This window comes from Streptomyces sp. NBC_00631, assembly GCF_045206895.1.
Classification (GTDB): domain Bacteria; phylum Actinomycetota; class Actinomycetes; order Streptomycetales; family Streptomycetaceae; genus Streptomyces.
The window spans coordinates 4,488,425-4,501,437 of record NZ_CP107734.1 but is presented as its reverse complement, the minus strand read 5'-3'; the positions used below and the strand labels follow the sequence as shown (position 1 = coordinate 4,501,437).

12 protein-coding genes are annotated in these 13,013 nt (G+C 71.2%); 7 read left to right on the top strand and 5 right to left on the bottom strand.

What is annotated here, in order from left to right; genetic code table 11:
- The first annotated feature begins 34 nt into the window (after window positions 1–34).
- Window positions 35–823, top strand: a complete 789-nt coding sequence (locus tag OHB00_RS20630; RefSeq protein ID WP_406436367.1) for a S16 family serine protease — start codon at window positions 35–37, stop codon at window positions 821–823.
- Between the two features lie 102 nt (window positions 824–925).
- Here OHB00_RS20630 and OHB00_RS20625 read toward each other — a convergent pair whose 3' ends face one another.
- A complete protein-coding gene (locus tag OHB00_RS20625; protein ID WP_406436366.1) occupies window positions 926–1,405 on the bottom strand; it encodes an Lrp/AsnC family transcriptional regulator in 480 nt (159 codons plus the stop codon).
- Window positions 1,406–1,525: 120 nt separating this feature from the next.
- On the opposite strand from OHB00_RS20625, the gene hppD reads away from it, so the two are divergent.
- Window positions 1,526–2,674: a 4-hydroxyphenylpyruvate dioxygenase gene (gene hppD, locus OHB00_RS20620; protein WP_406436365.1), complete on the top strand. Its 1,149-nt coding sequence runs from the start codon at window positions 1,526–1,528 to the stop codon at window positions 2,672–2,674.
- A gap of 4 nt (window positions 2,675–2,678) precedes the next feature.
- Here hppD and OHB00_RS20615 read toward each other — a convergent pair whose 3' ends face one another.
- Window positions 2,679–4,172 (bottom strand): tetratricopeptide repeat protein, encoded by a 1,494-nt coding sequence (locus OHB00_RS20615; RefSeq protein WP_406436364.1) that lies wholly within the window; start codon window positions 4,170–4,172, stop codon window positions 2,679–2,681.
- 92 nt (window positions 4,173–4,264) lie between these two features.
- Here OHB00_RS20615 and OHB00_RS20610 point away from each other — a divergent pair, with 92 nt between their 5' ends.
- Window positions 4,265–5,671: an FAD-binding oxidoreductase gene (locus OHB00_RS20610; RefSeq protein ID WP_406445902.1), complete on the top strand. Its 1,407-nt coding sequence runs from the start codon at window positions 4,265–4,267 to the stop codon at window positions 5,669–5,671.
- 48 nt (window positions 5,672–5,719) lie between these two features.
- Here the strand turns inward: OHB00_RS20610 and OHB00_RS20605 are convergent, their stop codons facing one another.
- Window positions 5,720–6,133 (bottom strand): SsgA family sporulation/cell division regulator, encoded by a 414-nt coding sequence (locus OHB00_RS20605; protein WP_406436363.1) that lies wholly within the window; start codon window positions 6,131–6,133, stop codon window positions 5,720–5,722.
- Between the two features lie 242 nt (window positions 6,134–6,375).
- Here OHB00_RS20605 and OHB00_RS20600 point away from each other — a divergent pair, with 242 nt between their 5' ends.
- Both OHB00_RS20600 and OHB00_RS20595 read left to right on the top strand, forming a co-directional pair.
- Window positions 6,376–7,830, top strand: a complete 1,455-nt coding sequence (locus OHB00_RS20600) for an RDD family protein (protein WP_406436362.1) — start codon at window positions 6,376–6,378, stop codon at window positions 7,828–7,830.
- Between the two features lie 96 nt (window positions 7,831–7,926).
- A complete protein-coding gene (locus OHB00_RS20595) occupies window positions 7,927–8,550 on the top strand; it encodes an RDD family protein (RefSeq protein ID WP_406436361.1) in 624 nt (207 codons plus the stop codon).
- Between the two features lie 97 nt (window positions 8,551–8,647).
- Here OHB00_RS20595 and OHB00_RS20590 read toward each other — a convergent pair whose 3' ends face one another.
- Window positions 8,648–8,941, bottom strand: a complete 294-nt coding sequence (locus tag OHB00_RS20590; protein WP_406436360.1) for a hypothetical protein — start codon at window positions 8,939–8,941, stop codon at window positions 8,648–8,650.
- A 424-nt stretch (window positions 8,942–9,365) separates the two neighbouring features.
- Between OHB00_RS20590 and OHB00_RS20585 the strand changes: the two genes are divergently transcribed.
- Entirely contained in the window at window positions 9,366–11,717 is a 2,352-nt protein-coding gene (locus tag OHB00_RS20585) for an immune inhibitor A domain-containing protein (RefSeq protein ID WP_406436359.1), read from the top strand.
- Between the two features lie 121 nt (window positions 11,718–11,838).
- On the top strand, window positions 11,839–12,168 hold the full coding sequence (locus OHB00_RS20580; RefSeq protein ID WP_406436358.1) for a hypothetical protein: 330 nt from the start codon (window positions 11,839–11,841) through the stop codon (window positions 12,166–12,168).
- A gap of 226 nt (window positions 12,169–12,394) precedes the next feature.
- On the opposite strand, the gene OHB00_RS20575 is transcribed toward OHB00_RS20580, so the two are convergent.
- Complete coding sequence (locus tag OHB00_RS20575; protein WP_406436357.1) at window positions 12,395–12,979, bottom strand: isochorismatase family protein; 585 nt, start codon at window positions 12,977–12,979, stop codon at window positions 12,395–12,397.
- Between the last annotated feature and the right edge of the window lie 34 nt (window positions 12,980–13,013).

The window sequence follows — 13,013 nt, the reverse complement described above, 5'->3', positions numbered from 1 at the left end:
TGGCCTGAACAGGTCGCCACGTTAGATTGACTCCGTGCTCTCACGTCTCACGCGTCTCCAGGCCATCGCCGTCTGTGCGGTCCCCGTCGTGGCTCTGATCGGTACGGCCGTCTTCGCGCCGTTGCCGTTCTCGGTGGCCCAGCCCGGGATGACGGCGAACGTGCTCGGTGACAACAAGGGCGCCCCGGTGATCACCATCGCCGGGGCGCCCACCCGCACGACCAGCGGGCAGTTGCGGATGACGACGATCGAGGCGACCGGGCCGGACGCGCGGGTCTCGCTGGGCGATGTGATCGGCAGCTGGTTCCGGACGGACCGGGCCGTGATGCCGCGCGACTCGGTCTACCCGAGCGGCAACAGCGTCAAGGAGATCGAGCAGCACAACACCGAGCAGATGGAGCAGTCGCAGGACGCGGCGGCGCAGGCCGCGCTGAAGTACCTCGACCTGAGTGCGAACAACGTCAAGGTGACCCTGAAGCTGGCGGATGTGGGCGGCCCGAGCGCGGGGTTGCTGTTCTCGCTCGGCATCATCGACAAGCTGGACGGGAACGGCAGCGGGGGCGACCTGACCGGCGGGAGGAACATCGCCGGTACGGGGACCATCAGCGGGGACGGCACGGTGGGGGCCGTGGGCGGGGTCGGGCTCAAGACGCAGGCCGCGCGGCGGGACGGGGCGACTGTCTTTCTTGTGCCGAAGGACGAGTGCGCCGATGCGAAGGGGGAGCTGCCGAAGGGGTTGCGGTTGGTGCCGGTGACCACGCTGAAGGGGGCCGTTTCCGACTTGGTGGCGTTGGAGAAGGGGAGAAGCGTTCCGAGCTGCTGAGTTTCGGGTGCGGGTGGGCGGGGGTTGCTCACGCCCGCGCGGCGGAGCCGCATACCGACACGGCCCCGCGCCCTCTGCGGGGGTGCTGAGGCCCGAGGGAACTCAGCCGTCCTCGCTGTCCGCCGCCGCCTGCTCCACCAGCGGGATGATCCGCAGCGGAACGGGGTTCTCCATGACGATCGCCGTGGAGGCCCTGACGATGCCCTCGAAACCCACGACCCGGTCGATCACCCGCTGGAGATCGGCGTTGGAGCGGGCCACCAGACGGCACTGCATGTCACCGGTGCCGGTGGTGGTGTGCAGCTCCAGCACCTCCGGCACGGTCGCCAGGTGCGCGCGCACGTCCGGGCCCTGCCCCTGCCGGATCTGCAGGGTGGCGAACGCGGTGACCGGGTAGCCGAGAGCCGCCGGGTCCACCTGGGGGCCGAATCCCTGGATCACTCCGTTCGACTGCATCCGGTCCAGGCGCGCCTGCACGGTCCCCCTGGCCACCCCCAGCCTGCGGGACATCTCCAGGACCCCGATGCGCGGCTCCCGGGCCAGCAGCACCAGGATCCGGCCGTCCAGATGATCGATCGCCATGCCCGCCTCCGATGGTCACCCTGTACAGAAAGTCCGCCACGACGGCCGTACCGCTGAGCATATTGCCCAGTCGAAACGTCATCTATTGCGCACCTTGCGGGGCGGGTTCACCCTTCGGACATGACGCAGACCACACACCACACTCCCGCTGTGACCGCCCGGCAGGCCGACCCCTTCCCGGTCAAGGGAATGGACGCGGTCGTCTTCGCCGTGGGCAACGCCAAACAGGCGGCGCACTACTACTCCACCGCCTTCGGCATGCGGCTGGTCGCGTACTCCGGACCGGAGAACGGCAGCCGCGAGACCGCGAGCTACGTCCTGGAGAACGGCTCGGCCCGGTTCGTCCTCACCTCCGTCATCAGGCCGGACACCGAGTGGGGCCGCTTCCTCTCCCGGCACGTGGCCGAGCACGGCGACGGGGTCGTCGACCTCGCCATCGAGGTCCCGGACGCGCGCGCCGCGTATGCGTACGCCGTCGAGCACGGCGCGCGGCCGGTGGCCGAGCCGTACGAACTCAAGGACGAGCACGGCACCGTCGTCCTCGCCGCGATCGCCACCTACGGCGAGACCCGCCACACCCTCGTGGAGCGGACCGGGTACGACGGCCCGTACCTGCCGGGGTTCGTCGCCGCGTCCCCGATCGTCGAACCCCCTGCTCGCCGCACCTTCCAGGCCGTCGACCACTGCGTCGGCAACGTCGAACTCGGCCGGATGAACGAATGGGTCGGCTTCTACCACCGGGTCATGGGCTTCACGAACATGAAGGAGTTCGTGGGCGACGACATCGCCACCGAGTACAGCGCGCTGATGTCGAAGGTGGTCGCCGACGGCACCCTCAAGGTCAAGTTCCCGATCAACGAGCCCGCCGTCGCCAGGAGGAAGTCCCAGATCGACGAGTACCTGGAGTTCTACGGCGGCGCGGGCGTCCAGCACATCGCGCTCAACACCAACGACATCGTCGAGACGGTACGGACCATGCGCGCGGCCGGCGTCGAGTTCCTGGACACCCCGGGCAGCTACTACGACACGCTCGGCGAGTGGGTCGGCGACACCCGGGTGCCGCTGGACACCCTGCGCGAGCTGAAGATCCTCGCCGACCGCGACGAGGACGGCTACCTCCTGCAGATCTTCACCAAGCCGGTCCAGGACCGGCCGACGGTCTTCTTCGAGATCATCGAACGGCACGGCTCCATGGGCTTCGGCAAGGGCAACTTCAAGGCCCTCTTCGAAGCGATCGAACGGGAACAGGACCGCCGCGGCAACCTGTGACCGGTCAGCCCGGCAGGGGTTCCTCCGGTGGCTGGCTGCCCAGGGCGGTCAGGGTGGCTTTCGCCACCGGGGTCTGCAGGGGGGAGAAGTACGGGTTGGTGCGCAGGGCGTCCTGGAGGTGGCGGCGGGCCGGGGCCTCCAGGTCCAGGTCGCGTTCGATCATGCCCCGGTGGAAGGCGTACGGCGCGCTGCGCACCCCGCCGCCCTTCGTCGAGTCCGTCGCGATCGAGGCGTAGCGCAGCGCCTCCTTGTCGTCGCCGGCCCGGTGCAGGGCCCAGCCGAGGGCGTCGGCGACCTCGATGCCGGGCTGGCGCTCCCACTCGGCCGTCAGCCGCTGCACCGCTTCCTGCGGTTCCCCGTGGTCCGCCTCGTACTGACCGATCACCAGATCGTCGTCGACCCCGGCCTCCAGCTCCCGCCGCACCTGGGTCCGCATCAGCTCGTACTGCGCCTCCGCCTGCCGTCCCATCCCCAGCGACTCGTACAACTCGGCCAGTTCCAGGGCGACCTGCGGAGCCGGCCGGTGCGCGAGCGCCCCCTGGTACGCGGTCAGCGCCTCCTGCGTCCGGCCCAGCGCGGCCAGCGCCCGCCCCTGCCCGGCCCGCGCGGCCGACTGCTCGGGGTCGAGCCGTACGGCCGCCGCGAAGTGCCGCAGCGCGTCGTCCCGGTCGCCCCGCTCCCAGGCCAGCTGCCCGGCCTGGCACAGATACGCGGCCTGCTCCGCGGGCGTCCGGGCGGCCGCCGCCGCGTCGGTCACCTGGGCCACCGCGTCCTCGCGCCAGCCCCGGTCCCGGTACACCGCCGAGGCCCGTGCCATCACCGCCGGCTTCACGTCCGCCCCGACCTTCAGCGCCGTCAGCTTGTCCAGCGCGGACCGGGCCGCCTTGTAGTCGCCGAGCCCGTCGTACGCGTCGATCAGCACCGGATACGCCGACCACCGCTTCGGCGCCGCCTTCAGCGCCTGCTCACCGAACCGCTTGGCCTCCGGAAAGTCCCGGCGCGCCACGGCCAGGCCCGCCAGTCCGCTCAGCGCCTCGGTGGTGTTCCTGCCGGCCACCTTGAGGGAGGTCCGCAGCGCGCGCTCGGCCCGGGGATAGTCGCCCGTGTCGGCGGTCCGGCGCGCCCGCTCGACGTACGCGGCCCCGAGCACCGCCCAGGCCGCCGCGTCCTTCGGCTGCGCCCGCACCCGCGCCTCGCGGGCGCCGATGAGCGCCGTGACGTCGGGCAGCGCGGCGGGCAGGCCGCTCAGGACGGCCGTCTGCGCCGCCGTGAGCGCCGCCGCCCGCGCACCCGCCTGGGCCCGCGGCCCGGCGGCCGGTGCCGGTGCGGCCCGGTGCGGCTCGCGCGGCCGCAGCATCAGCGTGCCGCCGGCCGCCACTCCGCCCGCCAGCGCGACGACCAGCAGCCGCCGCAGCACCCGGCCGCGGCGGCGCGGTGGCGCCGGTTCCTGAAGCAGCGAGGTGGCAGGTGGGGACGTTCGGTCATCCAGCGCGCACATGACGCACACTGTGCGTCAATACGACCATGGCATCCGGGCGGCCCAAGGAGGAGATGCGTGGGGTTCACACCGATGGCCCCGAGTGCGACGCTGTGATCATGAGCCGTATCGAAGCGCCTCGGGACGAGGCAACCAGCAACCTCACCGACCGGCTCCTCGCGGGTCTGCCGGTCGACGCGGTCCTCGTCGATCCCGACGTGACCGCCTCCTACGCCAACGACATGGCGAGCTTCTGCCCGGCCGGCATCCCGGCCGTCGTCGTGCTGCCGCGCACGGTCGAGCAGGTCCAGCACGTCATGCGCGTCGCCACCGAGCTACGGGTCCCGGTCGTCCCGCAGGGCGCCCGCACCGGCCTGTCCGGCGCGGCCAACGCCACCGACGGCTGCATCGTGCTGTCCCTGACGAAGATGGACCGCGTGCTCGAAATCTCGCCGGTGGACCGCATCGCGGTCGTCGAGCCCGGCGTCGTCAACGCCGCCTTCTCCCGCGCCGTCGAGGAGCACGGCCTCTACTACCCGCCGGACCCCTCCAGCTGGGAGATGTGCACGATCGGCGGCAACATCGGGACGGCGTCGGGCGGCCTGTGCTGCGTGAAGTACGGGGTCACGGCCGAGTACGTGCTCGGCCTGGACGTCGTCCTCGCGGACGGGCGGCTGATGTCCACCGGCCGCCGGACGGCGAAGGGCGTCGCCGGGTACGACCTGACCCGCCTCTTCGTCGGCTCCGAGGGTTCGCTCGGCATCGTCGTACGGGCCGTGCTCGCGCTGAAGCCGAAGCCGCCGCAGCAGCTGGTGCTGGCCGCCGAGTTCGGCTCCGCGGCCGCCGCCTGCGAGGCGGTGTGCCGGATCATGGAGGGCGGTCATGTGCCGTCCCTGCTCGAACTGATGGACCGTACGACCGTGAAGGCGGTCAACGAACTCACCCGTATGGGCCTGCCGGAGTCCACCGAGGCCCTGCTGCTCGCCGCCTTCGACACCCCGGACCCCACCGGAGACCTCGCCGCGGTCGGCAAGCTCTGCGAGGCCGCGGGCGCCACCCAGGTGGTCCCGGCCGACGACGCCGCCGAGTCCGAGCTCCTCCTCCAGGCCCGCCGGTCCTCGCTCGTCGCCCTGGAGGCCGTCAAGGGCACGACGATGATCGACGACGTGTGCGTGCCCCGCTCCCGGCTCGGCGACATGATCGAGGGCGTCGAGCGCATCGCGGCGAAGCACCGGCTGACCATCGGGGTCGTCGCGCACGCGGGCGACGGCAACACCCACCCCACGGTCTGCTTCGACGCCCAGGACCCCGACGAGTGCCGGCGCGCCCGCGAGTCCTTCGACGAGATCATGGGCCTCGGCCTGGAACTCGGCGGCACCATCACCGGCGAACACGGCGTCGGCGTCCTCAAGAAGGAGTGGCTGGCCCGGGAGATCGGACCGGTGGGCGTGGAGATGCAGCGGGCCGTGAAGCACGTCTTCGACCCGCTGGGCATCCTCAACCCCGGCAAGCTGTTCTGATCCCGGCCGTTCCCGTCCCGGTCGTTCCGATCCCATACGGCGGGGCCCTCACTGGGCGAGCAGCTGGTCGAGCGCCTCGTCGATCCCCAGCCGCCCGGCCTCACTCCCCGGGGGCACCGCCCGCAGGGTCCGCTCCAGCCAGGCGGACACCTGGGTGGTCGGGGCTTCGAGTAGGGCGTCTCCGTCGGGTGAACTCAGCGCCATCAGCACGACGCTGCGGCCCTCCGCCTTCGTCGGCCACACCCGCACGTCCCCGTGCCCGCTCGGCCGGAACACCCCCTCCACGAGCAGGTCGCGGGCGAAGGTCCAGTGGACCGGGAACTCGGAGTTGATGTGGAAGCTGACGTGCACGGCGTAGGGGTCGTCGGAGCGGTAGGCCAGCCGGGCCGGGACCGGGATGCTCCGCTCGGGGGACAGGACGAGCCGCAGCTCCAGTTCGCGCTCCACCACGGTGTGATGCATGACGTTCGGTTCCTCTCTCGGTCAGTCGTGCGGGCGCCCGCGGATGGGCCCGTACGAGTGGAGAGCGGGTGGGGCGGCAAGCATTACGCGGGTTCCGGAAGATTTTTTTCCGATGCGGTGAAGGGGGTGCACACGGCTGCCCGGAAAGGGGCGGGTCCTGCGGGACTGGCGGTGACGGGCACCCGGGTCTGATAGATGTGGAGGCTTCCACATCACCCCCGAGCAGATACGGGATGACGGACATGACCGCCCCAACCCCGGCACCCGGTGACGAACGGCCCCGCGAGGGCTACTACCCGGACCCGTCCATCCCCGGCTACGTCCGTTACTGGAACGGCGCCGCGTGGGTGCCGGGCACCAGCCGCCCGGCCCCGTCCGACGGCGAACCCCTCGTCGCCCCGCCCGGCGCCCCCTCCGCGGCTCCCGCGGCCTCAGGGGTCTCGGGGGCTTCAGCGGTCTCGGCGGTCGAGGAGACCGGTCCGCACTTCTTCGACGAGGACCCGCAGCCGCGCGGTGCCTCCGGCTGGGCGGCCGAGGGAAGCCCCTGGGGCACCGACCCCCGGGCGGCCGGCTCCCCGGCCCAGCCCGACGGCCGCTCGTCCCGCACCGACGGCACGGCGTCGATCCCGCCGGCGGACCAGGGGGACGTCGACTCGGGCGGCACGTTCATCTTCCGCAGGCCGACGGTCGGCCCCGCGGGGACCCCACCTGCGGCCCGGCCGCCCATGGACGACGGCACACTGACCTTCCGGCCGATCCGGGACGAGGGCACGCCGAACCGGGGGTCCGGTGCGGCCGGCCAGGGTGCCGGCGGGGCCGGTGGGGCGACCGGCGGGGCGGCCGGTCTCGGCGCGCAGGGTCCGGTCGGCGCTCCCGGCACCGCCGGAACCGGTGGCCCGCCGCGCCCCGGCTTCGGTGCCGGAAAGGCGGCCGCCGCCCGCGCCGCCGCGGCCCAGACACCGTCCGGACCCGCCCCGGCACCCGTCGCGGCCCCCCAGCCCGCCGCTCCCCAGTCCGTCGCCCCCGCCGTCCCGCCGCAGCAGTCCGCCGCGCTCCAGCCCCCGACGGCTCCCGCCGCCCCCATGGCCGCCGGTGCCGGCGGCGGGCAGTCCTCCTGGGCGCAGCAGGTGCACCAGCTCGCCGGCGACCAGCAGGTCGCCCCCTGGAAGCCGCCGGTGGAGGACCCCTTCCAGGCGGCCGCCCGGCGGCAGGCGGCGGCCCGGCCCGCCGGGCTCGGCAAGCGGTTCGCCGCCCGGCTCGTCGACAGCCTGGTCGTCGGCGCGGTCACCGCGGCCGCCGCCGTGCCGTTCGGGACCAGGGCCGCCGACCACGTGCAGGACAAGATCGACGCGGCCAAGCTCTCCGGCCGTACCGAGACCGTCTGGCTGCTCGACGGCACGACCGGCGTGTACCTCGGGATCGTGCTCGCCGTCCTGCTCCTCGCGGGCGTCCTCTACGAGGTCCTGCCCACCGCCAGATGGGGCCGGACGCTCGGCAAGAAGCTGTTCGGCCTGGAGGTACGGGACATCGAGGGCCACGAGCCGCCCGCCTTCGGCGCCTCCCTGCGCCGTTGGCTGGTGTACACCGTGCCCGGCCTGCTCGGCATCGGGATCGTCGGCGTCGCCTGGTGCCTGTTCGACCGGCCCTGGCACCAGTGCTGGCACGACAAGGCGGCGCACACCTTCGTCGCCGACTGACGGGCCGTCGTACCGGGGCGGTCGTGTCCGGGCCTTCGTACCCCGTACGGCCGCTCGCCGGATGCGGAGCCGGCCGCTTCGCGGTGCACTCGGGCCATGAGCACCGAACCGCCCCCGCCCCCGGGCTCAGGAGAGCCTCCGGACGACGATCCGTTCAGGAAGCAGCCCCCGCCGCCCTCCTACGGCGAGGGCCCCCACGGAGACGGCGGCCCGTACGGAGGCGGTGGCCCCTATGGCGGCGGTGGCTACCCCGCCGACCCCCTCGCCGGGATGCCGCCGCTCGCCGACAGCGGCAAGCGCACCCTCGCGCGGATCATCGACATGATCCTGGTGGGCATCGTGGTCGTCCTGCTCACCTGGGTGTTCGGGGTGAGCGAGTACCAGATGGACGGCGACCGGATCTCGGCCGGCCGGTCCTTCGTCCAGTCGCTCGTCGCCGCCGTCCTGTTCGTCGCCTACGACACCCTGCTGATCGCCAGGTCGGGACAGACCCTCGGCATGAAGTGGCTCGGCATGCGGGTCGCCAACCTGGCCGACGGCGCCACGCCCTCCGCCCAGACCTCGCTGCTGCGCGCCCTCGTGCTGTGGGTGCCGTTCGCCTTCTGCTGCGCCTGCATCTGGACGGTGATCTGCGGCGGCTGGAGCTACTTCGACAAGCCGTACAAACAGGGGCTGCACGACAAGGCCGCGAAGACGGTCGTGGTCAGCACGAGCTCATAGCGAGCTCCGGCACCGCGAGCTCCGGCACAGGGGGCGCACAGGCAGTCGGCGGGTCCGTCAGTCTCACGGATCCGCCGACTTCACTGGTGTGCGGGCGTCAGGGCGCGGTGGGCTCCCGGACGGGCTCGGCCGTGGCGGCGGCCACGGTCTCCCGGTGCACGGGGATCCGCACCTCGGGTGGTGCGGCGGGGGCGGGCCGGGACTGTGCGACCGTGCGCGGCCGGGGGAGCGGAACCGTCATGGCGACCAGCAGTCCCAGACCGAGCGCCGCGAGCGCGATGACCGCGATCCCGATGCCCGAACTCGTCTGTGACAGCAGCAGCATGGCGAGCGTCGAGCAGATCACGGTGCACGAACCGTAGACGAGCTGTGCCGGGGTCGGACGAGGCATGGCAATCGTGTCCTCGGAAGATGTGGGGGTGAGACGGGGAACCGGCCTTGGTTTCCACCGGCTTCCGGGCGTTCCACCGTTCGACTCTATTCGCGTGCATGCCCGAGCGGAACGACCGGTAAGCGTGACCTAACCCACGGTACCGGTGCACAGGGGGCGCACGGTCGCATGGCATACGGCAACGCGCGGCATATGCGCGCCGGTTGAGAGGGGTGCTTCGGGGGTACCGTCGCGGCCCGGTGTCCGTAAAGCGAACTTCCGCTCCGCATAGTGCAGTTGAACAGTCCGAGTCAAGGTCTGTCTTTTCTCGTAAACCAGTAGTCAAATGTCGTCACTTGAATCGACGCGTTGAACGTGCGCGCACGGACCCCCAACCATCACCCGGTCCTCCTTGCCGTGCGCGCGGCGCGGGGGAGGAACTCAAGTGACCAGCAGACCCTGGACGTTCAGAGCACTCGCCGTCGGCGTGACGCTCGCGACCGCCTCCGTCGGCTTCGCCACCTTCGCGGTCGCGGAGGCCGCGACCGCGGCGGCGACCACCAGCACCGTCGACCGGCACGACCCGTCGACGAAGCAGGAGGAGCACGACCTCGACGGCCCCCTGAGCAAGACCCAGGAGGCCCAGCGCCAGGAAGCCCTCGACCAGGTCATATCCGGCAAGGCCCAGGTCAAGGACCGCGACGGTTCCAAGGTCGTCCAGCTCAAGGGCAAGAAGGGCGACAGCAAGTACGTCGAACTCGGCCGTGAGAAGACGGACAAGATCTTCACGATCCTGGTCGAGTTCGGTGACCAGACGGACCCGCGGTACGGCGGCACGACCGGCCCGCTGCACAACCAGATAGCCGAGCCGGACCGCACCAAGGACAACTCCACGGCCTGGCAGGCGGACTACAACCAGCAGCACTTCCAGGACCTCTACTTCGGCACCGGCAAGAACACCGAGTCGCTGAAGAAGTACTACGAGAAGCAGTCCTCGGGCCGCTACTCGGTCGACGGCGAGGTCACGGACTGGGTCAAGGTCCCCTACAACGAAGCCCGCTACGGCAACAACGCCTGCGGCTCAACCACCTGCTCCAGCGTCTGGAACCTGGTGCGCGACGGCCTGAACGCGTGGGTCGCCGACCAGAAGGCGGCCGGCGAGTCCGACGCCGCCATCAAGGCGGACCTCGCCCAGTACGACCAGTGGGACCGCTACGACTACGACGGCGACGGCAACTTCAACGAGCCCGACGGCTACGTCGACCACTTCCAGATCGTGCACGCCGGCGAGGACGAGTCCGCGGGCGGCGGCGCGCAGGGCACCGACGCGATCTGGGCGCACCGCTGGTACGCCTTCGGCACCGACGCCGGCGCCACCGGCCCCGACAACAACAAGCTCGGCGGCACCCAGGTCGGCGACACCGGCATCTGGGTCGGCGACTACACCATGCAGCCGGAGAACGGCGGCCTCGGCGTCTACGCCCACGAGTACGGGCACGACCTCGGCCTGCCGGACGAGTACGACACCAACGGCGGCGAGAACTCCACCGGTTTCTGGACCCTGATGTCCTCCGGCTCCTGGCTGGGCACCGGCAAGGAGGCCATCGGCGACCTGCCGGGCGACATGAACGCCTGGGACAAGCTCCAGCTGGGCTGGCTCAACTACGACGTGGCCAAGGCCGGCACGAAGTCCAGCCACAAACTGGGCGTCGCCGAGTACAACACGAAGGACAAGCAGGCCACGGTGGTCTCGCTCCCCGACAAGGCGGTCACCACCACGGTGGTCACCCCGGCCGAGGGCTCGGCCCAGTGGTGGAGCGGCAGCGGAGACAACCTCAAGAACACGCTGACCCGTGACGTCGACCTGACCGGCAAGTCGTCCGCGACGCTGAACCTGGACGGCTGGTACGACATCGAGTCGGGCTACGACTACCTCTACACCGAGGTCTCCACCGACGGCGGCGCCAACTGGACCGCCCTGGACGGCACGGTGAACGGGGCTGCCATCCCGCGCGACGGCAGCGACAAGCCGGCGCTCACCGGCTCGGTCGACGCGTACACCAAGCTGTCGTACCCGCTGGACGCCTACGCGGGCCAGAAGATCCAGCTCCGCTTCCGCTACCAGACCGACGGCGGGGTCGCCCTCAAGGGCTTCGCGGCCGACGAGATCACGCTGACCGCGGACGGCTCGACGGTCTTCGCCGACAACGCCGAGTCCGCGGACGCCGCTTGGACCGCCTCCGGCTTCTCCCGCATCGGCGCGTCCTTCACCAAGGACTACGCGCAGTACTACATCGCGGAGAACCGCCAGTACGTGTCGTACGACAAGACCCTCAAGGTCGGCCCGTACAACTTCGGCTTCTCGACGACGCGTCCGGACTGGGTGGAGCACTACCCGTACCAGAACGGTCTGTTGATCTGGAAGTGGGACACCTCCGAGGCGGACAACAACACCAGCGTCCACCCCGGCACGGGTCTCATCCTCCCGATCGACTCGCACCCGACGGCGCTGAAGTGGTCCGACGGCACGCTGATGCGCAACCGCGTCCAGGCCTACGACTCGCCGTTCAGCCTCTACGCGAGCGACGGCATCACCCTCCACAAGGCGGACGTGGCGACGAAGATCAGGCAGTCCTCCGGGGTGTCCGTCTTCAACGACCACAAGAGCGACTACTACGACGCCTCGAACCCGGCCGGCGGCGTCAAGATCACTGACACCAACACGAAGATCAACATCGTCACGGAGGCCCGCGACGGCTCGACGATCTCCCTCCAGGTCGGCCCCGCAGTGAAGTAATCCGCATTTCCGCAGGTCAGACACGTATCGGCGGCGACCCCTTGGCGGGTCGCCGCCGCTCGTGCTTAGGTGCGTCCTGTGGCTTTCTTATTGACACCGACGCACACGGGGGTATGACCGCATGGCCGCAGGAGGGTTCTGCAAGCTGCCGAACGGCAGAGTGGTGGTGGCGCTGAACCTGCCCAGCCCGACCACCGCGGACAGCTCGTCCGCCGTCCGTGTACTGGTCCACGCCCAGAACCGCGCCCGAGCCCTGACGAGGCTCCGCAACCTGGGCATGCGAGCGGTCTACCTGCGGGGCAACGCCGCCCCGCCGACCCCGGACGAGATCACCGCCGTCCTCCACCACCCCGACGGCCTCATATGGCGAACGGCCCCTGACAACGGTGTCACCCCCCTGGAGCTCTGGAGACCGATCAGATCCCTCCTCCGCAGACCGACAGCGGCGTAACCACCACAGCGCCGACCAGGGCAGCCGACCCGGGGGCGCGGGCCCTTCAGCGCCGACCAGGGAAGCCGACCCAGGGGCGCGGGGCTGTGCCGATGTGCGGCTGCCGCCGCGTGGGCGCGACCAGCCCCCACCGGCCCGTAGGTGTTCACCGGCCGGTTCGGTACCGCCGGAGTCCGTCGTGGTGGCTGAGCGCCGCTGCGGCGGAAGTGAAGGTGACCGGCGGTTTCTACACCACCGGCTTGCCGGTCAGTTCCACGCCTGCCTCGCGGAGTTCTTCCAGGGCGCGGTTCGTGGTCGTCTCGGCGACCCCTGCCGTGAGGTCGAGGAGGACCTGGGTCCGGAAGCCCTCTTCCACGGCGTCCAGGGCGGTCGCCCGCACGCAGTGGTCGGTCGCGATGCCCACCACGTCCACCTCGTCGATCTTCCGCGCCCGCAGCCACTCCGCCAGCTTGACGCCGTTCTCGTCGACCCCCTGGAAGCCGCTGTAGGCCGCGGCGTACGCCCCCTTGCTGAACACCGCGTCCACCGCCCCGGAGGCGACCGCCGGGGCGAAGTTCGGATGGAAGCCGACCCCCTCCGTGCCGGCGACACAGTGCGCCGGCCAGCTGTGCACGTAGTCGGGGTTGTCGGCGAAGTGGCCCCCCGGCGCGATGTGGTGGTCGCGGGTCGCCACCACGTGGCGGTAGCCGGCGGGCGCCTGCCCGATCAGCTCCGTGATCGCGGCGGCCACATCGGCACCCCCGGCGACCGCCAGGCTTCCCCCCTCGCAGAAGTCGTTCTGCACATCGACGACGATCAAGGCGCGGCGCATGGTCGGTGTCCTTCGCATTCGATATCGGGTCCGT